This is a genomic window from Megasphaera hexanoica (assembly GCF_043520715.1).
In the GTDB taxonomy this organism is placed as follows: domain Bacteria; phylum Bacillota; class Negativicutes; order Veillonellales; family Megasphaeraceae; genus Megasphaera; species Megasphaera hexanoica.
This window is the reverse complement of the sequence record NZ_CP171361.1, coordinates 21,515-44,615: the sequence shown is the minus strand read 5'-3', so window position 1 is coordinate 44,615 and position 23,101 is coordinate 21,515. Positions and strand designations below refer to the sequence as shown.

Genomic DNA, 23,101 nt, shown 5'->3' with positions numbered 1-23,101 from the left:
GATATGAACATGAGTTTAAGTGTATTGCGCCATCCTGATTTTGACAGGACAAAATACGGACCGTCTACGGTCAACATTCATGCCGGTGAACCGCGGGATGCCTACGGTGCCTTAGTGCCACCGATTTATCAGACTTCGACCTTTTATTTCGACTCGACAGATGATGCGGTCAAAGCCTGTGACGATTATGCCGAAAGTTTTGCCTACAGCCGTATTACCAATCCCAGCAACGATTATTTTGAAAAAAAGATAGCCGCTGCCGAACATGGACTCGGTGCCGTGTCATATGCATCGGGGATGGGTGCCGTGGCAGGGGCCATCTTCATGAGTGTACGCGCCGGTGACCATGCGCTGTTCTGCAAGGCCAAGTATTCCGGTACAGAAGATATCACCCGTGATTTCCTGCCCCGGTTCGGCGTCGATGTGGGGACCTTTGATCCGCAGAATCTGGAAACGCTGAAGGATGGCATCAAAGACAATACGAAACTCATTTACGTCGAATCGCCGGCAAACCCGACCATGGTCATGGCTGACATTGCGGCTATTTCGGCCATCGCTCATGAACACGGCATCAAAGTCGGTGTTGATAACACCTTTGCCACGCCGTACAACACGAATCCTCTCGACCTGGGCGCCGACTGGGTCGTACAGAGCGTGACCAAGTACATCGGCGGTCACGGCGATCTTCTGGGAGGAGCCATCATCTCCAATGATGAAGGATTCCTGCGCGACTGCCGCCTCGGTACGCTCATGCACTTTGGTGCCGTCATGGCACCGCAAATCGCCTTTCTGGCCACGCGGGGACTCAAGACGCTGGCCGTGCGTATGAAACAATATAATACCAATGCACTTCAGATTGCGCAGTATCTGGAACAGCACCCGAAAATTGACATCGTCCGCTATCCCTTCCTGCCATCTAATCCGCAGTATGAACTGGCGAAACGGCAGATGCGCGGTGGTGGAGGCATGCTGAGCTTCGATGTCAAAGGCGGACTGGAAGCGGGCAAGACGTTCATCAACCATCTTAAATTGTGTACGCTGGCCGTCAGCCTGGGCGATACGGAAACACTGGTAGAACAGGCCGCCGCCATGACCCACACCATGATTCCCAGAGAAGTGAGGGAAGCGGCCGGCATTACAGACGGCATGATACGCATGTCAGTCGGTCTGGAAGACCCGGAAGACATCATCGCCGATCTGGACCAGGCCCTGGCTGTGGTCTGACCGGGACGGATATCGACGGGATTACATTATTTTATCCAGGCGTACATGAGGCTGCAACGACAGGACCTATCCGGTTCATGCTGTTGCAGCCTCTTTAGTATATTTTCTATTACCTTTATTTAATTTATTCTTAAAATATATAAAGCCAACGGATATTTACTGAGAGAAGCATAGGAAGCCATGCAAAAAAGGATTGCCGCACCATGATGTGTGACAATCCTTTTTTGCTGTCCTGCCAGGTGGATAGGGCTGGCAGGGCCATTGGATATGTTTAGTATATGGCAAAACGCCGGCCGGATATTCCGGCGTCTGCAAACGGTGTTATAAGTAAATGTATTCGCTCGTAATCGGCTGGAGCCCCATGCCTTTAATGGCGGCGTACATTTCATCGAAGGGACGGTTATCCGTGATTTCAAACTGTTCATCGCCTTTTTCACTGCCGTCATCTTCCAGATGGCCGCCAATGCCGACACAGACGCTGGCCGATACTTTGGTAGCAGCGATTTTCATGATGGCGTTGCGGTATTTGGCGCTTTCCCGGCTGGAAACGACGATGGAAGCGTAAGGCAGAAACAGGCGGTAGGCACAGATAATCTGGGTCAGTTTCCGTTCGTCTACGTCCTTCGGGTTGATTTTATCGTTGTTGATAATCGGGCACAGGCGCGGGCAGGAAAGGGAAATTTCCGCATGGGGATATTTCCGCTGCATCAGATAGGCGTGCATGCCCGTTGCCACGGCGTCTTTCTGGTAGTCATCGAGACCTAAGAGAGCGGCGAAGCCGACGCCGCGCATGCCGCCGAGGATAGCCCGTTCCTGGGAATAGAAACGGTATGGGAAAATACGCTTGTTGCCTGCCAGGTGCAGTGTTTCGTACTTATCGGAATTGTACGTTTCCTGGAAGACCGTGACGTAATCGGCGCCGCATTCGTGGAGGTATTTGTAATCATCGGAATTGACCGGGTAGATTTCCATGTTGATGGCACGGAAATACTGACGGGCGATTTTCACGGCATTGCCGATGTATTTGATGTCGCTCATCTTGGGGCTTTCTCCAGTGAGCATGATGACTTCTTCAATGCCGGCATCGGCGATGTTTTTGCATTCCCGGTGCAGTTCTTCGTCAGACAGGCGGGCCCGCTTGATTTTGTTATGGGAATTGAAGCCGCAGTAGATACAGTAGTTGTCGCAGTAGTTGGCAAAATAAATCGGCGTGATGACAGAAATGTTATTGCCAAAATGGCGGCGCGTGACGATATGGGCTTTCTGGGCCATTTCTTCCAGGTAGGGAGCAGCGGCCGTAGAGAGAAGTGCCATGAAATCATGCGGATCGAGGCGCATCTTGCTGAGGGCCAGTTCAACGTCTTTGCCGGTAAAATCTTCATTGCGGAAGGCATCATGGTATTTTAAGACCTGGCTGAGCATGTCCGAATCGAGCACTTCCATGCCGGGCAGATATTTCATATGATCAATACGTTTCTGTTCCATGAAAAAGCCCCCTTAGTCGCCTAAAAATCCTGTGAGCGGATCAGAAGCCGAAGCCGTTTCCCGTACACGGCCCATACCAGCCAGATAAGCGGCACGACCGGCTTCGATGGCTTTGCGGAATGCCTGGGCCATGAGCGGCAGGTTGCCGGCTGTGGCGATAGCCGTATTGGCCATGATGGCGGCAGCGCCCATTTCCATGGCTTCGCAGGCCTGGGACGGACGGCCGATACCGGCATCGACGATGATGGGCAGGTCGATTTCATCGATGAGTATCTGGATGAAATCGCGGGTGCTCAGGCCTTTGTTGGTACCGATAGGAGAGGCCAGGGGCATGATGGCAGCGGCGCCGGCATCGACGAGCGCCCGGGCGGCGTACAGGTCGGGATACATATAGGGCAGGACGATAAACCCTTCTTTGGCGAGTATTTCCGTCGCTTTAATCGTTTCGGCATTATCAGGAAGCAGGTATTTGGAATCGCGCATGACTTCGATTTTAATGAAATCACCGCAGCCGATTTCACGGGAAAGGCGGGCGATGCGGACGGCTTCTTCGGCCGTGCGGGCGCTCGACGTATTCGGCAGGAGGGTTACGCCTTTGGGAATAAAATCGAGGATATTGTCTTTCTGTCCGGCTTCTACACGGCGCAGGGCCATGGTGACGATTTGGGCGCCTGCCTGATCGACGGCGGCTTTGATCAGATCGACTGAAAATTTACCGGAACCTAAGATAAAGCGGGATGTGAATTCATGACCGCCAAGTACGAGTTTGTCATCATTTTCCATGGGAATCACTCCTTGATTCGTAATATAAGGTAAGAACGCCGTATGCTGTCTGTATCAGCCGCCTCCTACGAAATGGACGATTTCCATGGAATCGCCATCGTGGAGGGTTACGGCGGCATAGGTATTGCGCGGTACGATAGCACCGTTTAGTTCAATGGCGATGCGGTCGCAGCGATAACCTTCCTGTTCGAGGAAAGCCTGCAAATTCTGCCCGGCCGCGGCCACCTCATTGCCGTTTATCCTGACCATGCTGAGTCTCCTTTCCGCGTGGGGAATAGAAAAATAAAGAGGCCGCACGAAGAATTACACCCAAGGTGGTGTACCCCTTCGTGCGGCCTCTTCCGGTCTCACTCTACGTTTCATTATAGTGAAATATGAAAAAATGTCAATGTGTAATTTGTCACATATAACAGCTGTTACAAAAATTTTACGTAAAAATTTTATCGTCATCTCCTGTTGTAGTATAATATTTATAACGATAGCGAAACAGACAGGGGGACTGTACATGGGCCGGAAAGCAAGTGGCAACTGGATGAATATTGCGCAGCATTTTTATTGGAGTGATGAACAGCTGCAGTATTTTGCAGCGTCCTTCCGGCAGCAGCTGGAAGCGGCAGAAGCAGGTGATCCATCGTCTCTTTCAGCGTTGCCGTCCTATATGGATCTGCCAGATGGCAGCGAGAAGGGTACGTATCTGGCCCTGGATTTCGGCGGGACCAATGTGCGCGCTTCCCGTATCCGTCTTTTGGGCGGGCACTGCTTTATTATTGATAAAATTGTCTCTCATCCTTTGCGGAAAGAAGGAGAATACGATTATACGACGAAGGAGACGCGGGCAGAGGAGCTTTTTGATTTTATCGCGGCTACTGTAGAGGAAGCAGCCGGAGGCAATGTGGACTGTGCCCTGGGGCATACCTTTTCCTATGAAGTCAGCCAGTCCGACTGTCACGACGCGCGCCTGGTACAGTGGTCTAAGGAAATGGCCGTTGCCGGCGTGGAAGGAAATTGGATCAACCAATTGCTGAAAGAGGCGCTCCGGCGCCGCGGTCTCGACCGGATCCGTCCGGCAGCGCTGATTAATGATACGACAGCCGTGCTCATGGCTGCAGCTTATCAATACCGCCATACCCATATTGGCGTCATTTGCGGGACGGGGTTTAATATTTGTTATTACGAACCAGAGAAGTCCATGGTCATCAACCTGGAAGCGGGTGATTTCGATGGGATGCCGCGAAATCAATGGGATGAACGGGTAGACGAAGCGACGCGCTTTCCCGGTCACCACATGCTGGAAAAAATGGTCAGTGGCGCCTATCTCGGTTCTATCTATAGAGAGACATTGAAGACGTATTTTGATACGGACGATATCCCGCCGTGCACGACACCGGAAATGAACCGCATTGTAACGGCTGGCAATCCCGATGATGCCCGCCTGCGCCTGAGCCGCCTGCTGAACCGCATCGTCGCTCCCGCTGATGTAGAGCCGCTGCGCAATCTGGCCGGGACGATTCTCGTGCGGACGGCACAGCTTTCCGGCGCTGCCTGCTATGGAATCCTGCAGCATCTGTATCCTAAAGGCCATATTTCCCGCCAGTCCATTGCCATTGAGGGGGGGCTCCTGAGTCATATCCGCGGAGGGCTCCTCATGTTTGACGATGCCCTGTATGGCTGTGCGGCCCGGCGGGGTCATTCCCGGCAGCAGGGGATTCCCGTGGAAGCGGCACTGGTCTATGATGGCCCGTCGGTCGGGGCAGCCATTGCAGCGGCCGTAGCTGACAGCTGATGCCATACGGTCCGGTTTGTCGGCATTTCTCCTATAAATGTGCCTGTCAGCTCTTTTCACCAGAACTGTTTTTCGATACAATAAAGGGTAGGCTTATCGTAAATTTGCCTTGATTATTACCGGGGGACCTATGCTGCAAATCGACACTCTTAGCAAAATACCGTACTATGTACAAATATATGCCTATTACCGCGATGAAATTACGGCCCGCCGGATGCCGGCAGGGATGAAGATGGCTTCAGTGCGCGAACTATCCCAACGGGCCGGCGTCAGCAAGATGACCGTCGAAAAGGCCTATTACCAGCTTGCCAGTGAAGGATACATCATCCGCCGGACCAAGGCGCGGTATGAAGTAGCCGATATTGCCTTTCCGCAGAAAAAAGAACGGCCCGTGTACCGTCAGCCGGAAAAGCAGGAAATACAGCCGCCGGTCGTCTATGATTTTGGCAGCGGGGACATGGATATGGAACGCTTTCCTATGATGGTCTGGCGCAAGCTGATGAACCGCGTCCTGAGTGAGCCGGCATATCTTCTGGCCAATCAGGATGAACAGGGAGCACCTGTCCTGCGGCAGGCGCTGAGTGAATATGTCTACCAGAGCCGCGGCGTCCATGCCGATCCGGAGGCGATACTGATCGGTTCGGGAACCATTCCGCTTCTGGCCGTCCTTGCCAGTCTGCTCCGGCCCGATTATGAGTGTATCGCCGTGGAAGAGCCGGGATTCCGCCTGGGAAGGGAACTATTCCGCAGCCGCGGATTTTCGCTGCAGCCCGTACCGGTGCGGGACGGGCTGTTGTCTATGGATATATTGGAACGGAGCGGGGCGCGTCTGGTATATGTCAGTCCGTCCCACCAGTTCCCTACGGGAACAGTCATGCCGGCCGGTATGCGCTACGACCTGCTTCACTGGGCAGGCGACCACGATGGCATGATCGTCGAAGATGATTATGACAGTGAACTGCGCTATTACGGCCGTCCCGTGCCTGCCTTGCAGGGAATGGACAAGGCAGGCCGCGTCATCTACATGGGGGCACTGTCCAAAGTGCTGCCGCCATTTGTGCGTCTTAGTTACATGGTCCTTCCGCCACCGCTTCTTGGCAGGTATCGGCAGAGCCGCGCCCTGTTCCGCCAGGGCGCTTCTGTGCTGGAACAGTGTGTCCTTGCCGAATATATCCGCAGCGGAGAACTGGCCCGGCAGGTGCGGCGCCTGCGCAAAGACTATCAGGAAAAAGGGGAGATCATGGAGCGTTTCCTCGTGAAAGCCTTTGGGGACCGCATCCGCGTCAGCCGTATCGTATCGGGCGTCTATTGTCACATTACCCTGAAAAGCCCCGATACGGAAGACATATTATTGAAAAAGGCAGCGAAAAAAGGCTGCCGCGTCTTATCGGTGCAATCCTTTTATGAAAACCGGAATCTGGAGACGGAAAAAGAATTTCTTCTGAGCTTTTCCAAAATTCCCGGCTGTCAGCTGAAAGACGCTGTGGAGGCACTAAAAACAGCCTGGTCAGAGAAAGAGGGAGACTAATGGCCAAAAGTTTACGTTTTATACATTGCGGGGACCTGCATCTGGGCAGTCCCTTTCATGATATCGCCATGGTCGATGAACGCTGGCAGCGTATCGTCGGCAAGGCACCGGTCCGGGCGTTTCAGAAAATCGTCCAGACGGCGATTGATAAAGAAGTCGATGCCGTCCTTATTGCCGGCGACGTCTATACCAGCAGCAGCCACAACCTGACGGCGCAGCTCGATTATGTACGCCTCCTGCACAAGCTGGCCCAGCACCATATACAGGTCTTTGCCGTACTGGGCAATCACGACCCGCTGGATGCCTGGAAGGCACGGATTCCCTTTCCGCCCAACGTACATGTTTTTGGCACGGAAAAGGTCGAACGGATCCCCCTCATCGTAGACGGGGAAGAAATAGCCGCTGTCTACGGGCAGAGCTATGCCAAGAGCGAGCAGCGGGACAATCTGGCCTGGAATTTCCGCCGGACTGCGGCTGACCGTTATGCCATCGGCCTGCTGCACACCCAGGTCGGCAGTGCCCAGTCGCCGTATGCCCCGTGCAGCATGACGGACCTGCAGGAAAGCGGCATGGATTACTGGGCTCTGGGCCACGTGCACAAGCACCAGGTCCTGTCAGAGAAGCCTTATGTCGTATATGCCGGCAATCCCCAGGGACTCGATTGTACAGAAACGGGGCCGCGGGGCTGTTATTACGTGGAAGTAGGCCCGTACGGGACGGTACATATGGAATTCATCGATACGAGCATCGTCCGCTGGGAAACGGCCGACGTGCCCATCGATAACGCCGAGTCGGTTTCGGAGCTGCGCGATGCCGTGCGCTTTACCAAAGAAAAAGTGCGCCGGGAATGTGGCAAGCCCACTTTCCTGACGATAAATTTTACCGGGTCGGGCAGTATGTACCAGGTCATCAATAACCCGGAAGCGACACAGTACTGGATCGATGCCTGGCGGGAAGAAGAAGCCGGCAAATACGCCTTCGTCATGGTACAGCGCCTGCGCAACATGGCCCGTCCCAAAATCAATGCCGGCGAACGGAGTAAACTGCCCGATACGGTAGGGGACTACCTCAACGTATCGGACAAGCTCGATGCACTGCCGCAGGATGAAAAAATGAAAGTCCTGCGCGATATCTTGTCACAGCGGCCGGAATTTGAACGCCTGGGAGCGTATGGCCGGAGTATTTCCGACGAACGGCTCCTGGAAGCGTTTGAAAAAGCCAAATGGCTGGGCATGCAGAAGCTGCTGGAAGATAGAAGAGGATAAGATATGAAGATTATACAGATGAATTTAGATGATTTCGGTATTTACCATAATGTTTCCTGGGTGCCGCCGGAAAAAGGCCTGATCGTCATGCATGGTCAGAACGAAAGCGGCAAGACGACGCTGATGAAATACGTGCGCTCCATGTTTTTCGGCTATCCACGGGGAGAATGGAAAGGGTACTTCGGCCACATGGATATCCGCCGGGAAGACGGCCATGAATACCGGATTTACCGCAATGAAAAAGAATCGTATATCGCCGATGGCAACGAAGTAATCCATGAAGAACCGTCCGCACTCTGGTGGCACAGCCTGGAACGGGGTACGTATGATAAGATTTTTGCCATGGGACTCGAGGACCTGCAGGGATTCAAGATTCTCTCCAACGAGGAAGTACGGAGTCATTTCTTCAGCATCGAAAGCGGCGTCCGCATGGGAGCGGTCCGCCGTGATTTTATGCGGCAGATGGGAGAACTGCTCGTAGCATCCCATCAGGGCAAGAAGCCCATCAATAACCTGTTGCAGGAACAGCGCGAATTCGACCGTAAAATCCATGAATTGTCCTACGATGAAGAAGAATTTGCATCCTTGCAGGAAAAGGAACAACAGACCCATGAAATTGAGAAACGGCTGCGCCTGAGCATAGAAGAAACGAAGCAGCAGATCGAAAAGGTAGCTATGCCGCTGGCTGCCTGGGACGTGTATAAGCGGGGGCAGGATGCCATGAAGCACATGCAGGAACTGGCCGACGTATCGCAGTTCCCTGCCGATGGTGCCCAGCGCTGGGAAGAGCTGGAACAGAAAATCCGGGACATCAATGAAAAAATAAAAGAACTGGAAGCGGCCAGCCGCAAGGGACCGGCCTTCAAGCAGGAATGGAACCGCTGGGTCATCTGCGGCTCCCAGATCGATGAGCTGTATCACAATATGCCCCAGTGGCAGCAGGGGCAGGAAGAACTGGCAGACCATGAGGATAAGGAAATGGACTGGCAGTACGATGAAAATAAGTACAGTCAGACTCTGGCCGGCTGGACGGAAGGAACACTTCCGGAACAGGCCGACTGGAACCGGGCCCTGACTCTGGCCCGCAATCTGGAAACGTACACCAGGGAAGAAGAAAAGTGGCAGGCAGCCCGTCCTAAAGATGTCAGTGCCTCTCTGGATACGGGCAATGCCGACGGGCCGCAGCGGACGCCGGAAGAATGGAAGGAACTGGGAAAATCAGTCGTCACCATTCAGGATACGCTCATAGAACGGGAAAAGACTCAGGAACTGCTGCGGCTGCTGAAGGAAGACCCGGCAGAAACGAGCCATGGATTCCTGGCGCTGGGCCTGCTCTTTCTGCTGGCTGCGGCGGGACTTACGGCTTCGGTCGTACTGTATGATTTTGATCTCATGATGGCCGGCGGTGCGGCTGTCCTGTGTGTACTGCTGGCTCTTGCCGCTTTTGCCAAACAGCGTTCGGACGGGCGGCGCGTGCCCCGGCGCATCGGCGAACTGGAGGGTCAGCTGGCTACCTTACAGACCCGCCTTTCAGCCATGGCCGATGATGCGGGCCTGGAAATTTCTACGGACGAAGACAATGCGGCCTGGAATCAGATGCTCGACGGCGTCCGCAAGGAATACATGGACTGGAAGACGAGAGAGTCCCAGGATGCCTGGAAAAAGGAACAGCAGGTCATGTACGACGCCATTTACCAGAAATGGGAACAGGAAGGAAAAGGCTGGGAAGATAAATTGGGAAACTGCCGCAGTGCCTGGAAAACCTGGCAGCAGACGACGGGATTTACCAAACTGGAAACGGGCGATGTCCAGGCTGCCAAAGAAGCCTGGGATGCATACCAGCATGCCCGCACGTCCCTGAAGGACTGGAAGAAGCGCAAAGAAGATATCCTGACCCGTATCAGCCGTCTGAAGGATAGTGCTGAACAGATTTTCCGCGAAGTCGGCGTCAGTGAAGACGTATCGCCGGAAGGCATCGAGCGGGTTTATCAGATGTGGCAGAAAATCCGCGTTCAGGCAGAAGTGGCCCGCGAACAGGACCGGCAGCAGGAAGAAAAGAAGAAAGAACTGGCAAAATGTCAGAAGGAACGGGATATACGCCGCCATCAGGAATCAGAAATCCTGAAGGAAACGGGCTCCCAGACGGCAGGAGAATTCCGCAGCAAAATCTTGAAATTCCGTCAGTTCCACCAGTATAAAGAAGTATACGAACAATCGGAAGCCCACATCAAGCTCATCGCCAAGACGCCGAAGAACCTGGCCCAGCTCCGCCATGAATTAAAGATACACGACTGCCAGACCTGGAAAGACGAAAAGGCATACTATGAACGTAAGATAGCCGATACGGAAAAGAAACTGGCCGCAGTGGCCGAAAAGAGAGGCAGCATCGTCGAACGGCTCAGCCAGATGGCAAAGAGCGAAGAAGCGGGACGGCTGCTGCAGGAAAAGCAGAACAGGAAAACGGAACTCGACAGGAAGACCGATGACTGGCTGACCTTCTTATATGCCCAGTATATGCTCGGCGAAGCCCAGAATTATTACGAACGGGTTCGCCAGCCTCTGGTAATCCGCCAGGCCGGCGATTATCTCCACCTCATGACCCAGGGCCGGTATACGCTCCAGGCCAGTTTTGACGGGCGGCAGCTCTATGCCGTCGACGGGACGGGCCGGCGCATTCCCGAAAAGGAATGGAGCAGCGGTACGGGCGACCAGGTATATCTGGCCATCCGCATGAGTCTGGCCATGGCCTTTTCCAAACAGATCGAACCGATGCCGATCATTCTCGACGATATCCTCGTCCGCTTCGATGAACAACGGCAGAAAGAAGCCATCCGCTTCCTGGCCGATCTGGGCAGGAAAGAACAGATATTCCTCTTCACCTGTTCCATGGAAACGAGGAAACTGGCAGAAGAAGTGCAGAAACTGCTGGCAGGAGAAACGGATACGATTCATCTGTTTGAAATTGAACAGGGGACAATTGCGTCAGCATAATGGACAAAAAACAGAAAAATTAGTTTGTGCTTACGAACAGGGAGAAATTTGTATTTATGCAAATTTCTCCTTTTTTCATGAGATTAAATTTTACTATGCGAAAACAATAAAGCTTATTTTACCATATGGTAGAGAATTACTGTTACTTAAACGTTTAATTTAATGGAAGAATTTTTTTGAAAAAATTTATTGACAAGACATAACTATACATTTATAATTTTCGTATAAGGAAAATAGAATGCAGAATGAGGCAAGGGGGCCGTACAAATCGAGGAAGGGTTTGGAGGCCTTTTTTTGTCCAGGAACGCAAATTTTGGGAGGGATGTCATATGAAGTTCAGTTCACTCAAGAAAGTATTGGCCGTTGGTCTGGCCGCTGTCGTAGTCGTAGGGGCGCTTGCCGGTTGTGGGGATAATAAAGCCGGTGCCCAGAAGAAATTCCTGAATATTGGTACCGGTGGCACAGCCGGCACGTATTATCCGATTGGCGGTGCTATGGCAGAAATTTTGAATAAGAACATTGAAGGCATGAATGCCACGGCCCAGAGCACAGGCGCTTCCGTTGCCAATATCAATATGCTGAAAGATGGATCTATCGATCTGGCCATTATCCAGAACGATATTACCTACTATGCAGCTAATGGCACGGAAATGTTCAAGGATAAAAAAGTTGACAATCTCCGCGGTATTGCCGCCCTCTATCCGGAAACATGCCAGGCCGTCACCCTTGAATCGTCTGGTATCAAGACCATTGCCGACCTGAAAGGCAAACGCGTTTCCGTCGGTGCTGCCGGAAGCGGTGTAGAAGCCAATGCCCGCCAGATCCTGGCTGCTTATGGACTGACTTATGATGACATCCAGGTTCAGTACCTGTCCTTCGGTGAAAGCTCCAGTGCCCTGAAAGACGGCAACGTCGATGCAGCATTCCTGACGGCTGGTTTCCCGACGGCGGCTGTACAGGATCTGGCTTCCCAGAATAAGATCCGCATCCTCGCTGTCGATCCCGATAAAGCCGACCAGCTCATTTCCCAGTATCCGTTCTACACCAAGACGGTCATCCCGGCTGGTACTTATGCCGGCTTTGATGAAGACGTACCGACCGTTTCCGTCATGGCTATGCTCGTAGCATCGGATAAAGTCGATGATCAGATGGGCTATGATATTGCCAAGGCCCTCTTTACCAACCTGGACCGTCTGAAAGAAGCTCATTCTGTCGGCAAACTCATCACCAAGGAAGGCGCCCTGAAAGGCATGCCGATTCCGATGAATGCCGGCGCTGAAAAATTCTTTAAAGAATAATTCTTCATGCGCGTCCGTGTTTTAACGGGAGGATATCTGCTGTGCCTGCTCCTCTTCGTCCTGTCACCGGTACTGCTTCAGCCGTGGCTCTTCCTCTATGGGGGAGGACGCCATATGCTGGATGTGCCGGTACGGGCGGGCACGGCAGTGACCATCCGTTTTATTCATTCTGTGCAGAAAACACCCGTCTGGGAATACCTCAGCGTCAACGACCGGGCGGACGGCTTCTGCCTTCATAAAACAAAATACCAGTCTTTCGGCGTCGGACTGCCGTTTATGGAAAGCGATGGGTCATTCCGCCATGAAGGCGATTATTTCATCATGGACCATATGGAACGGCTTTTCCCGCAGCTTCATCTGCGGACAGGCGTCGGCACACAACTGACCGTTACCATAGCGGATACGGCCTGCCCTTTGTATCAGTACCTGCCCGATGGCAGTGCCGTAGATATCAGGGTAGCGCCGTTATATCAGTATATACGGGATATGGTCAGATAAGGGAGAGAAGTATGAGTGAAAAATCGACGGAACAACTCGCCGATGAGGTGTTAAAAAAGTACGATAATGAATCCAATACGATAAATTACAAGGGATTTATGGCCAAAGTTGTTTCGGCCATTGCCATCACGTTTTCTATATTTCAGTTGTATACCGGCGCGTTCGGCGTACTCGATGCCCAGCTGCAGCGTGCGGTACACCTGGGCTTTGGCATGGCGCTGATATTTCTTCTCTATCCGACACGGAAGAAATGGCTGAAGAGCGGGAAAGTCCATCCCCTGGATATCCTGCTGGCAATCCTGGGGGCAGCCTCTCCAGCTTATATCGTCCTGGAATATCAGCAGCTCGTGCTGCGCTCCGGAACGGTGACGACGATGGATTACATCGTAGGCAGCATAGGCATCCTGCTGATCCTGGAAGCTACACGGCGGGCCGTAGGAAAGCCGATGCTCTGCGTGGTGCTGGCTTTTCTGGCGTATGCCTTTGCCGGCCCCTATATGCCGGGCGTTCTGGCTCATCGGGGACTGACACCGGAACAGCTGGTAGGACACCTGTATTTTACGACCGAAGGCGTATTCGGTATTCCTCTTGGTGTATCGTCCACCTTTATTTTCCTGTTTATTTTGTTTGGCGCCTATCTGGAAGCGACCGGCCTGGGGAAATTCTTCATTGATTTGGCCAATGCCATCGCCGGCTGGTCCAGTGGCGGGCCTGCCAAAGTAGCTGTCATTTCCAGCGCCCTTATGGGGACCGTTTCCGGCAGCTCCGTAGCCAACGTCGTCGGGACAGGCAGCTTCACCATTCCTATGATGAAGAAATTAGGCTATCACAAGAATTTCGCCGGTGCCGTAGAAGCGGCATCGTCTACAGGCGGACAGCTCATGCCGCCGGTCATGGGGGCAGCGGCTTTCCTCATGGCAGAATTTGTCGGCGTTCCCTATATTGATATCGTCAAGGCAGCCGTTATCCCGGCTTTATTATATTTTACAGGTATCTGTCTTGGTGTTCATTTCGAAGCAAAACGCAACAATCTGAAAGGCGTTCCCCGCTCTCAGCTGCCTAAGATCTGGACGATTTTGAAAGAACGGGGTCATCTGGCCCTGCCTCTCATCGCAATCGTCTATCTGCTGGTTGCAGGCTATTCGCCCATGCGGGCGGCACTGGTAGCCATCGTCATGTCCATCGCGGCATCGTTTGTCCGCAAGGCTACGCGCATGAAACCCATTCAGATCATCCAGGGGCTGGAAAAAGGCGCCAAAGGCGTCCTGGGCGTACTCATAGCCTGTGCTGCAGCCGGCATCATCATCGGCGTCGTTACCAAGACCGGCGTGGGATTAAAACTGGCATCGGCCCTGATCGACCTTTCGGGCGGTATGCTGCTGCCGACCATGTTCTTTACCATGATTACGGCGCTTATACTGGGCATGGGCGTGCCGACCACGGCAAACTACGTCATCACGGCGACTATTGCCGCTCCGGCCCTGATAAAACTGGGCGTTCCCGTCCTTGCGGCGCATATGTTTGTCTTCTATTTCGGAATCATCGCCGATATTACACCGCCGGTAGCACTGGCGGCCTATGCCGGTGCCGGCATCAGCGGCGGCAATCCCCTCATGACCGGGGTCAATGCGTCCAAATTGGCCATAGCGGCCTTCATCATTCCCTATATCTTTGTCGTATCGCCAGTCCTTCTCATGGTACAGGCGACGCCGCTGGAAATGATTATGGCGACCATTACGGCTGTACTGGGCATGATCGGCCTCAGTTCGTCCATGATTGGGTATCTGGCCGATCACTGCAACGTCCCCGTACGGGTCCTGTTGTTTGTGGCAGGCCTGCTCATGATTGTGCCGGGCGTCATGACCGACGGCATCGGTATCGTCATTTTTGGCAGCATCCTCTTCTGGCAGATGCGGCTGAAAAAGAAAAAAGCAGCCATTGCCGGCTGAAACTGAATAGAACGAAAACAGGAGCTGTCTTCTCAATCAGGGGAAGACAGCTCCTGTTTTATTTGTGGCAGATCGGGGTCTGCCATATTGTAAAATATCAGATGATGGTATAAACCCGTTCCAGCTGGTCCAGATAGGCGTCGATACGCTGCAATTCGTGAGGCTCTGTGACGGCCTTTCCCGAATAATAATATTCGACGGTCTGAGGCAGATATTCCAGACCTTTGCGGTAATCGAGCTGGCGGATGAGTTCGCGGATTGTTCCTTCGTTGCCATCGACAAAGCGGACATGGTCTGGCAGGATGCGTCGCAGCGTTTCTTTAAAATAATTGAAATGGGTGCAGCCCAGGACGAGATTGGCATACTTGCTGAAATCATACGGGGCAAACTGCCGGCGGATATAGTCTTCTACGGCCGGCGAGGAAAAATCCATGTGTTCGGCAAATTCCACAAGATCCGGCATGGCCAGCAGGTCTACCAGACTTTCTGTATCGTATTTTTCGATAAGCTCTTTGATTTTATGTCCCCGCACGGTAATCGGCGTGGCAATGACCAGGACGCGGTTGCGCTCTGTATCCATATCGAGTGCTTTTTTGGCAGCCGGTTCCATCCCGATGATGGGAATCTTGTATTGGTGGCGCAGTTCCCGCACGGCCACGCTGGTAGCGGTATTGCAGGCGACAACGATAGCCTTGACATCTTTGGTCATGAGAAAAGAAAAGGCGTCGCTGACGTACTGGAATACCTGTTCCGTCGTCTTCGTCCCATAGGGTACATTATCTTCATCGGCGAAAAAAATAAATTGTTCATGAGGGAGTACTTTCATGGCATGATGGAGGACGCTGAGCCCGCCGATGCCGGAGTCGAAAAAAGCAATTTTCATATAAAAGACCTCGGATTTCATGGAAATTATACTGTATCAGCGTATATATTATAGCACGGGCCGGGGCCGGGAGAAATAATTTTACTTGCAAATTTCGCATATCCTAGTCTTTATTTTCATAGGTAAAAACTGGCGGTGGGAAGATTTTTCCTGATATAATGAAACTAGGAAGGCCGTATGATAAATGGCAGTTCATATATATTTAGAAAAAGAGAGGTACTACCATGTTTAGAAAAAGTACGATTCACGACCTTCAAGGCGTTTATGAGCTCATCTGCCAGCTCGTCCGGCGGGAACTGGACAGGGACATGTTTGCCCGGGTTTATGCAGAACAGATGGAAAATGATGATTACTACTGCCTCGTTGCAGAAAAGGACGGGAAACTGTATGCCGTATTGAATCTGCGGTTTGACAGGCAATTGCATCACTGCGGAAACTGTGCGGAAATCGTGGAATTTTTTGTCAGTGAAGACGCGCGCAGTCAGGGCACCGGCGCCCAGATGGTGCGCCTGGCCGAAGAAGAAGCAGTAAAGCGGCAGTGCGTCCTCATAGAGGTGACCAGCAATAAGGCCCGCGTTCATGCCCACCGCTTTTATATGCGCGAAGGGATGGAGCAGACTCACGCAAAATTTGTCCGGGAATTTTAAATACGAAAAAAGAAGCAGCAGATGCAGGGAGATTTTCCCCATATCTGCTGCTTTTTTGTTGCTATACAACGGTTGAGACATTTATGCCAGTACCTTCCGGGCGGCAGCGGCGATATCGTCTGCGGTAAGACCGTATTTTTTCAGCAGGTCTTCGGAAGAACCGGATTCACCGAATGTATCCTGTACGCCGATGAATTCCTGACGGACGGGATAGCGGCGGACGAGTGTTTCTGCCACGGCGGAACCGAGACCGCCGAGTACGGTGCCTTCTTCTGCCGTGACCATGTGTCCGGTCTTATGGGCGGCATATTCGATGAGATCGGCATCAATAGGCTTGATGGTCGGCATATTGATAACCATGGCTTCCAATCCCTCCTGACGCAGCTGATCGGCGGCGGCAAGAGCAGCTGCTGTCATGCGCCCTGTCCCTATGAGGGCCACGTCAATGCCGTCCCGGAGAATCTGTCCCTTGCCCCATTGGAAGGTGCTTCCGGCCGGATGGATATCGGGGACGGTATCTTTGCCGAGGCGGATGTATACCGGGCCTTTATGGGCGACGGCGGCCTTGACGGCTTCTTCCGTTTCCCAGCCGTCCGATGGGACGATGACAGAAAGATTGGGCAGGCTGCGCATGAGAGCGATGTCTTCGATGGCCTGATGGGTGGCACCGTCACTGCCGATGGTCAGGCCGCCGTGACTGACGATGATTTTTACATTGAGATTGGGCAGGCAGATGGAATTGCGGGTGATTTCCAGTCCCCGTTCGGTAAACAGTGCATACGATCCGGCCAGGGGGATTTTTCCGACGGCAGCCAGACCGGCGGCGGTACCCATCAGGTCCTGTTCGGAAATACCGACATTGAAGAACCGTTCCGGAGCCTTGTTCTTAAATTTTTCTGCCCGCGTCGAAGAGGCGATATCCGCATCAACGACGACGACATCGGGATTTTTATAGATTTCCGTTTCCAGGACATGACCGTAGGCGTCCCGTGTAGACATAGCCATTATGATTCACCTTCCAATTCTTCCAGTGCCTTTTTCGTTTCGGCGGCATCGAGTGTTTTATTGTGCCAGGCGGCCTTGTTTTCCATGAAATCGACGCCTTTGCCCTTGATGGTTTCGGCGATGATGGCCGTCGGCATGCCTTTCGTTTCTTCCGCTTCTTTCAGGGCTGCCCGGATTTCGTCAAAGTTATGACCGTTGATAGTAATCGTATGCCAGTGGAAATCGCGGAATTTATCGGCAATAGGCATGATATTCATGACCTCTTCCGACGCACCGCTGAGCTGCAATTTATTGTGGTCGATGATGAGTGTCAGGTTGTCCAGCTTAAAATGGGCACTGGTCATGGCCGCTTCCCAGATGATGCCTTCTTCGATTTCCCCGTCGCCGCAGATGACGTACGTGCGCCAGTCTGCGTGGTCAAGACGGGCTCCCAGAGCCATGCCGTTGCCGGCGGACAGGCCCTGACCCAGCGAGCCGGTAGACATATCAATGCCTGGCGTGCGGTTCATATCGGGCACGCCCTGGAGCATGGCTCCACATTTCCGGAGATTCCACAATTCGTCTTCGGGAAAGAAACCGTGCATCATGAGCGTCGCATAGAGAGCCGGTGCAGCATGGCCTTTGGACAGGATGAGCCGGTCACGGCCGGGCCAGTGAGGTTCTCCGGGCCGCACATGCATATATTCCCCATACAACACCTGCAGGATTTCCACAATGGAAAGAGAGCCGCCGGGATGGCCTGCGCCGGCAGCAGCCAGCATCTTGACGACATATTCACGCACAGCCGTAGACCGCCGTGCGAGTTCTTCATTTGTCATAGAATCATCTCCAGTCAACAATAGTATCACCTATATGTACAGCATAGTACTTTTTGCCATAGGCGTAAAGGGTGGAAGATAGTTTGTTTCTTTTGTTAACGCGAATAGTTTGTGTGATGGTGATATTACACTCTAAAAAACTCCCTTTCAGGCAGTTCAGGATGTTCGTATTTCCTGTCTGCTTGAAAGGGAGTTTGTGTTTGTCTGGCGTTACCGTTTCTTGCCGGTTCCTGCGGGAATTTCCGCCTATTCAACTGTTCCAGTCCCTGGGCCGGGGACAGATTCCGCACGCCTTCTCAGACGGCCATCAGGTCATCCCGTTCCTCTCCGAAGAGGATATAGCTGCTGCTCCTCTTCCTCCTTCCGGCTGTAGATCATCTTTCGATTCATCGCCCCTGGGAACGTGCTGATCATGACCCCGAAGGGCAGCATCATCAACAGGAATATGGACTTGAAACCTCAGAAATCCGTACGTATTCTATCCTTATTATCATCTTACTAAATATAAAGAATAAATACACTGTAATAAATTACAGGTATAGATCATAGAATCAGAATTTTTCCAACAAATGCAGGAGCTTTTTGGCTGTCATGACAGACAAACCATTAAATCATGTCATCTGTCATGACAGATTCATAAAAGTTTATACAACTGTCTAAAACGCTTTTGTAATTGCAAAATACACATGAATATACTGTAACAAATTACAGTGTGCACTTTTTTCCCCTTTGCTATAATGAGCACAAGAAAGGCGTTCGAACGATTTGAGATTACATGACATTTTCAATTAAAAGAAAGGAAGTGGGGCATATGAATAGAATTTATAAAGTTATTTGGAGTAAAACGAGAAATTGTTATGTGGTCGCTTCTGAATTGGTCCATGGCAATACGAAAGCGACGAGTACAGGCCTGATTGCCAGGCGGGCGGCCTTGGCAGCTGTCGCAGCGCTGCTGCTCCTGCCTGCTGGCAGCGATGTTTTTGCAGCTGGTACCGGAACAACTAATTCAAGTATTCTCGGATACAACGAGATTACGGTTATCACCGGTAATCAGACCGATGCTGATGCCATCAATACAGTCAAGAATGCCCAAATCAGTGTAAGCAGTGGTACGACGACGGTCAACGGTGTACAGATGAATAACGGCGATGTCAGTGCCAATGATATCACAGCTAAAGATATCAACGCTAAAGATATTACAGCTACTGGCGATATCAGTGCCAAAGATGTAACGGCTACCGGTGATGTTAGTGCTAAAGATATTACTGCTTCCGGTACGATTCATGCAGACGGTGTGATGACCAGTACCGGCCTCAATACTCAGGGCGGTAACATCAGTGGTGGTGCTATTACTGGCACGAGCCTCAATGCTGGAGCTGGTGCCGTAACAGCTGGCAGCGGCAGCTTTGCAGGAAACGTATCGGCTGGCAGTCTCGATGTGACCAATAAGATTAACAGCGGTTCTCTGGAAGTAACGGGTGATGCCAAAATTGGCGGCACTCTGGATGTCAAGGAATTCAATGCAGATAAACTGCAAAGTAAAGTTGATGCAAACAACTTTACGACCATCGAAGGCGGCAGCGTCCATTCCAAAAACTTCGACGCTGGCCCGGAACAACTGACTTCAGAATCGACGTTTGATAAAAATGGGCGCACAGAATATGCCAGAGATGACGATTCTATTGCAACGACGACGACCTCCGCTGATGGAATTACACAGGACATCAGAGATGTAGGGGATTATCCGCAAAAGATGGCTGATCGCGAATTGAAACAGACGCCAGACGGATATATGATAACCGATGAAGTGAAGGATACAGAAAATATTTCAACAATCAACCAGAAGGCTGATCAGATTTATCAGGGCGTCACGGATGGAACAAACACTACTACGACGACCCAGGATGCCACCAACATTACTAACGAGGCTAAAACTGGAACAATCACCAACGATGCCAAAGATATTGCCAACATTGCTTCGGAAGATATGACCAATGACATTGGCAGGAATCTGACGACTACTGTTGGTGGTGAAATGAAGACTACCGTAACTGGCGATGTGACGGAAGACTACAAAGCTAATCTGAGCACGACCGTCGGTGGCGATATGAGCACCACCGTAACAGGCGACCAGAGCAATACTGTTGAAGGCACTATGACGGAAACAGTAACTGGCGATGTGACGGAAGACTACAAAGCTAATCTGAGCACGACCGTCGGTGGCGATATGAGCACTACCGTAACAGGCGACCAGAGCAATACTGTTGAAGGCACTATGACGGAAACGGTAACTGGCGATGTGACGGAAGACTACAAAGCTGATCTGAGCACGACCGTCGGTGGCGATATGAGCACTACCGTAACAGGCGACCAGAGCAATACTGTTGAAGGCACTATGACGGAAACAGTAACTGGCGATGTGACGGAAGACTACAAAGCTAATCTGAGCACGACCGTCGGTGGCGATATGAGTACTACCGTAACAGGCGACCAGAGCAATACTGTTGAAGGCACTATGACGGAAACGGTAACTGGCGATGTGACGGAAGACTACAAAGCTGATCTGAGCACGACCGTCGGTGGCGATATGAGCACTACCGTAACAGGCGACCAGAGCAATACTGTTGAAGGCACTATGACGGAAACAGTAACTGGCGATGTGACGGAAGACTACAAAGCTAATCTGAGCACGACCGTCGGTGGCGATATGAGTACTACCGTAACAGGCGACCAGAGCAATACTGTTGAAGGCACTATGACGGAAACGGTAACTGGCGATGTGACGGAAGACTACAAAGCTGATCTGAGCACGACCGTCGGTGGCGATATGAGCACTACCGTAACAGGCGACCAGAGCAATACTGTTGAAGGCACTATGACGGAAACAGTAACTGGCGATGTGACGGAAGACTACAAAGCTAATCTGAGCACGACCGTCGGTGGCGATATGAGTACTACCGTAACAGGCGACCAGAGCAATACTGTTGAAGGCACTATGACGGAAACGGTAACTGGCGATGTGACGGAAGACTACAAAGCTGATCTGAGCACGACCGTCGGTGGCGATATGAGCACTACCGTAACAGGCGACCAGAGCAATACTGTTGAAGGCACTATGACGGAAACAGTAACTGGCGATGTGACGGAAGACTACAAAGCTAATCTGAGCACGACCGTCGGTGGCGATATGAGTACTACCGTAACAGGCGACCAGAGCAATACTGTTGAAGGCACTATGACGGAAACGGTAACTGGCGATGTGACGGAAGACTACAAAGCTGATCTGAGCACGACCGTCGGTGGCGATATGAGCACTACCGTAACAGGCGACCAGAGCAATACTGTTGAAGGCACTATGACGGAAACAGTAACTGGCGATGTGACGGAAGACTACAAAGCTAATCTGAGCACGACCGTCGGTGGCGATATGAGTACTACCGTAACAGGCGACCAGAGCAATACTGTTGAAGGCACTATGACGGAAACGGTAACTGGCGATGTGACGGAAGACTACAAAGCTAATCTGAGCACGACCGTCGGTGGCGATATGAGCACTATCGTAACAGGCGACCAGAGCAATACTGTTGAAGGCACTATGACGGAAACGGTAACTGGCAAGGCTACAGAAAACTACAATGGCGGTTTGGAAACCACCATTGCCGGTGAAGAAAAACACACGGTCAATGGCAGCCAAGTCAATGACATTTCTGGCGACCAGACTAATACCATCGGTGGCGACATGTCCACGACGGTGACCGGTGACAGCAGTCTGACGGCTAGGAGTATTGCCAACGAAGCCGATACCTCCATTACGGACAAGGTGGGCACGACGACCGTAACTACGACTGACGGCCTGACGACGCTGACGAATACGGCGGAGGACCATAAGACACAAATGGATTTTGCCGAAGTAAGGAAAGACCTGTCCGTAAGCGGCAATGCGACCGTCGGTGGCAGCATGACGGCTTCTTCCTACAAGGTCGGTGACAAGACCTACATCGACTCCAACGGTATCAATGCCAATAACCAGAAGGTTACGAACGTAGCTCCTGGAGAACTTTCCGCCACCAGTACGGATGCCGTCAATGGTGCGCAGCTCTTCGATACGAATCAAAAAATGCGGAACTTTAACAGCCGTCTGAACCGCGTCGGTGCAGGTGCGGCAGCTTTGGCAGCACTTCATCCGCTCGACTTTGATCCGGACAGCAAGTGGGATTTCGCTGCTGGTTATGGCAACTATCGCGATGCCAATGCAGCGGCTGTCGGACTCTACTATCGTCCGAACGAAGACACCATGTTCAGCGTCGGTGGCAGCTTCGGCGGTGGCGAAAATATGGTTAATGCCGGCGTTAGTCTCAAACTGGGACGCGGCAGCCATGTTTCGAATTCCCGTGTAGCCATGGCTAAAGAAATTCGCGATATGCGTAAAGCTATGGCTGAACAGGCAGCTGAAATTGCAGAGCTCAAAGCGATGCATCATCTGGCTATCGATCCCAACAAGAGCATGCTCTTCCCCGATGTAGCCGATAACCACTGGGCTTACGAATATGTCACGAAACTGGCGGGCAATGGCATTATCGAAGGCTACCCGGATGGACTCTTTAAAGGCAATCAGGTGATGACCCGTTACGAATTTGCAGCCATCGTCTACCGTCTGATGGAAAAAGGACTCGGCCATACCGATCCGGAAATGAACCGCCTGGCCCGCGAATTCAGCAATGAACTTTCGTATATCCGCATCGATACGGTACATCAGGATAAAGACGGTACGCCGACCGTACAGCGTGTCCGCGTAAAGAAATAGTGACAGGACAACGACCATATCGGCCTGTCGGGATGATGTGATTACGTCTGATGATTCCGTCGATCAGGATAAATAACCAGAGGCATAGGTAGAGCGAGAGGCTTTGCCTATGCCTCTTGCTGGTTCTAAAAAACGTCGGG

16 protein-coding genes are annotated in these 23,101 nt (G+C 52.1%); 10 read left to right on the top strand and 6 right to left on the bottom strand.

Annotated elements, in window-relative coordinates; all coding sequences use genetic code 11:
• The first annotated feature begins 9 nt into the window (after nt 1-9).
• The gene (locus ACGTIC_RS00185; protein WP_113856396.1) at nt 10-1,224 is read left to right on the top strand and encodes a PLP-dependent aspartate aminotransferase family protein; all 1,215 of its coding nucleotides are present in this window, start codon (nt 10-12) and stop codon (nt 1,222-1,224) included.
• 321 nt (nt 1,225-1,545) lie between these two features.
• On the opposite strand, the gene thiH is transcribed toward ACGTIC_RS00185, so the two are convergent.
• Genes thiH through thiS form a run of 3 tightly spaced genes read right to left on the bottom strand, consistent with a single transcriptional unit; the run spans nt 1,546 to nt 3,741 of the window.
• Entirely contained in the window at nt 1,546-2,709 is a 1,164-nt protein-coding gene (gene thiH, locus ACGTIC_RS00180; protein WP_059076521.1) for a 2-iminoacetate synthase ThiH, read from the bottom strand.
• A gap of 12 nt (nt 2,710-2,721) precedes the next feature.
• Nucleotides 2,722-3,492 carry a thiazole synthase gene (locus tag ACGTIC_RS00175; protein ID WP_059076522.1) on the bottom strand — a complete coding sequence of 257 codons (771 nt, stop codon included), beginning with the start codon at nt 3,490-3,492 and terminating at the stop codon, nt 2,722-2,724.
• A gap of 54 nt (nt 3,493-3,546) precedes the next feature.
• Complete coding sequence (thiS, locus tag ACGTIC_RS00170; protein ID WP_113856395.1) at nt 3,547-3,741, bottom strand: sulfur carrier protein ThiS; 195 nt, start codon at nt 3,739-3,741, stop codon at nt 3,547-3,549.
• 256 nt (nt 3,742-3,997) lie between these two features.
• On the opposite strand from thiS, the gene ACGTIC_RS00165 reads away from it, so the two are divergent.
• The 7 genes from ACGTIC_RS00165 (at nt 3,998) to ACGTIC_RS00135 (ending at nt 14,804) form a co-directional block, all read left to right on the top strand.
• Entirely contained in the window at nt 3,998-5,275 is a 1,278-nt protein-coding gene (locus tag ACGTIC_RS00165) for a hexokinase (RefSeq protein ID WP_113856394.1), read from the top strand.
• Between the two features lie 130 nt (nt 5,276-5,405).
• Entirely contained in the window at nt 5,406-6,803 is a 1,398-nt protein-coding gene (locus ACGTIC_RS00160) for a PLP-dependent aminotransferase family protein (protein ID WP_059076525.1), read from the top strand.
• Nucleotides 6,803-8,068, top strand: coding sequence for a DNA repair exonuclease (locus ACGTIC_RS00155; RefSeq protein WP_075581613.1), 1,266 nt, complete (start codon nt 6,803-6,805; stop codon nt 8,066-8,068). The genes ACGTIC_RS00160 and ACGTIC_RS00155 overlap by 1 nt, the downstream gene beginning before the upstream one ends.
• Nucleotides 8,069-8,071: 3 nt before the next feature.
• Nucleotides 8,072-11,059 (top strand): AAA family ATPase, encoded by a 2,988-nt coding sequence (locus ACGTIC_RS00150; protein WP_113856393.1) that lies wholly within the window; start codon nt 8,072-8,074, stop codon nt 11,057-11,059.
• 329 nt (nt 11,060-11,388) lie between these two features.
• Nucleotides 11,389-12,357, top strand: coding sequence for a TAXI family TRAP transporter solute-binding subunit (locus ACGTIC_RS00145; protein WP_059076528.1), 969 nt, complete (start codon nt 11,389-11,391; stop codon nt 12,355-12,357).
• A gap of 6 nt (nt 12,358-12,363) precedes the next feature.
• A complete protein-coding gene (locus ACGTIC_RS00140; protein ID WP_113856392.1) occupies nt 12,364-12,855 on the top strand; it encodes a DUF1850 domain-containing protein in 492 nt (163 codons plus the stop codon).
• An 11-nt stretch (nt 12,856-12,866) separates the two neighbouring features.
• A complete protein-coding gene (locus tag ACGTIC_RS00135; protein WP_059076530.1) occupies nt 12,867-14,804 on the top strand; it encodes a TRAP transporter permease in 1,938 nt (645 codons plus the stop codon).
• A 97-nt stretch (nt 14,805-14,901) separates the two neighbouring features.
• Here the strand turns inward: ACGTIC_RS00135 and murI are convergent, their stop codons facing one another.
• Nucleotides 14,902-15,687 carry a glutamate racemase gene (murI, locus tag ACGTIC_RS00130; RefSeq protein ID WP_075581610.1) on the bottom strand — a complete coding sequence of 262 codons (786 nt, stop codon included), beginning with the start codon at nt 15,685-15,687 and terminating at the stop codon, nt 14,902-14,904.
• Between the two features lie 224 nt (nt 15,688-15,911).
• Here murI and ACGTIC_RS00125 point away from each other — a divergent pair, with 224 nt between their 5' ends.
• Entirely contained in the window at nt 15,912-16,334 is a 423-nt protein-coding gene (locus tag ACGTIC_RS00125; RefSeq protein ID WP_059076532.1) for a GNAT family N-acetyltransferase, read from the top strand.
• A gap of 81 nt (nt 16,335-16,415) precedes the next feature.
• Here the strand turns inward: ACGTIC_RS00125 and ACGTIC_RS00120 are convergent, their stop codons facing one another.
• Nucleotides 16,416-17,339: a transketolase family protein gene (locus ACGTIC_RS00120; RefSeq protein ID WP_113856391.1), complete on the bottom strand. Its 924-nt coding sequence runs from the start codon at nt 17,337-17,339 to the stop codon at nt 16,416-16,418.
• Nucleotides 17,339-18,157, bottom strand: a complete 819-nt coding sequence (locus tag ACGTIC_RS00115; RefSeq protein WP_059076534.1) for a transketolase — start codon at nt 18,155-18,157, stop codon at nt 17,339-17,341. The genes ACGTIC_RS00120 and ACGTIC_RS00115 overlap by 1 nt, the downstream gene beginning before the upstream one ends.
• An 811-nt stretch (nt 18,158-18,968) precedes the next feature.
• Here ACGTIC_RS00115 and ACGTIC_RS00110 point away from each other — a divergent pair.
• The gene (locus ACGTIC_RS00110) at nt 18,969-22,961 is read left to right on the top strand and encodes an ESPR-type extended signal peptide-containing protein (RefSeq protein WP_394542138.1); all 3,993 of its coding nucleotides are present in this window, start codon (nt 18,969-18,971) and stop codon (nt 22,959-22,961) included.
• Nucleotides 22,962-23,101 lie beyond the last annotated feature (140 nt).

What these genes read in the sequence shown, in the direction of transcription:
- ACGTIC_RS00110 (WP_394542138.1), top strand. Translation starts at nt 18,969, where the DNA reads ATGAATAGAATTTATAAAGTTATTTGGAGTAAAACGAGAAATTGTTAT.
- murI (WP_075581610.1), bottom strand. Translation starts at nt 15,687, where the DNA reads ATGAAAATTGCTTTTTTCGACTCCGGCATCGGCGGGCTCAGCGTCCTC.
- ACGTIC_RS00145 (WP_059076528.1), top strand. Translation starts at nt 11,389, where the DNA reads ATGAAGTTCAGTTCACTCAAGAAAGTATTGGCCGTTGGTCTGGCCGCT.
- ACGTIC_RS00150 (WP_113856393.1), top strand. Translation starts at nt 8,072, where the DNA reads ATGAAGATTATACAGATGAATTTAGATGATTTCGGTATTTACCATAAT.
- ACGTIC_RS00135 (WP_059076530.1), top strand. Translation starts at nt 12,867, where the DNA reads ATGAGTGAAAAATCGACGGAACAACTCGCCGATGAGGTGTTAAAAAAG.
- ACGTIC_RS00115 (WP_059076534.1), bottom strand. Translation starts at nt 18,157, where the DNA reads ATGACAAATGAAGAACTCGCACGGCGGTCTACGGCTGTGCGTGAATAT.
- ACGTIC_RS00125 (WP_059076532.1), top strand. Translation starts at nt 15,912, where the DNA reads ATGTTTAGAAAAAGTACGATTCACGACCTTCAAGGCGTTTATGAGCTC.
- ACGTIC_RS00165 (WP_113856394.1), top strand. Translation starts at nt 3,998, where the DNA reads ATGGGCCGGAAAGCAAGTGGCAACTGGATGAATATTGCGCAGCATTTT.
- ACGTIC_RS00185 (WP_113856396.1), top strand. Translation starts at nt 10, where the DNA reads ATGAGTTTAAGTGTATTGCGCCATCCTGATTTTGACAGGACAAAATAC.
- thiH (WP_059076521.1), bottom strand. Translation starts at nt 2,709, where the DNA reads ATGGAACAGAAACGTATTGATCATATGAAATATCTGCCCGGCATGGAA.
- thiS (WP_113856395.1), bottom strand. Translation starts at nt 3,741, where the DNA reads ATGGTCAGGATAAACGGCAATGAGGTGGCCGCGGCCGGGCAGAATTTG.
- ACGTIC_RS00175 (WP_059076522.1), bottom strand. Translation starts at nt 3,492, where the DNA reads ATGGAAAATGATGACAAACTCGTACTTGGCGGTCATGAATTCACATCC.
- ACGTIC_RS00155 (WP_075581613.1), top strand. Translation starts at nt 6,803, where the DNA reads ATGGCCAAAAGTTTACGTTTTATACATTGCGGGGACCTGCATCTGGGC.
- ACGTIC_RS00160 (WP_059076525.1), top strand. Translation starts at nt 5,406, where the DNA reads ATGCTGCAAATCGACACTCTTAGCAAAATACCGTACTATGTACAAATA.
- ACGTIC_RS00120 (WP_113856391.1), bottom strand. Translation starts at nt 17,339, where the DNA reads ATGGCTATGTCTACACGGGACGCCTACGGTCATGTCCTGGAAACGGAA.
- ACGTIC_RS00140 (WP_113856392.1), top strand. Translation starts at nt 12,364, where the DNA reads ATGCGCGTCCGTGTTTTAACGGGAGGATATCTGCTGTGCCTGCTCCTC.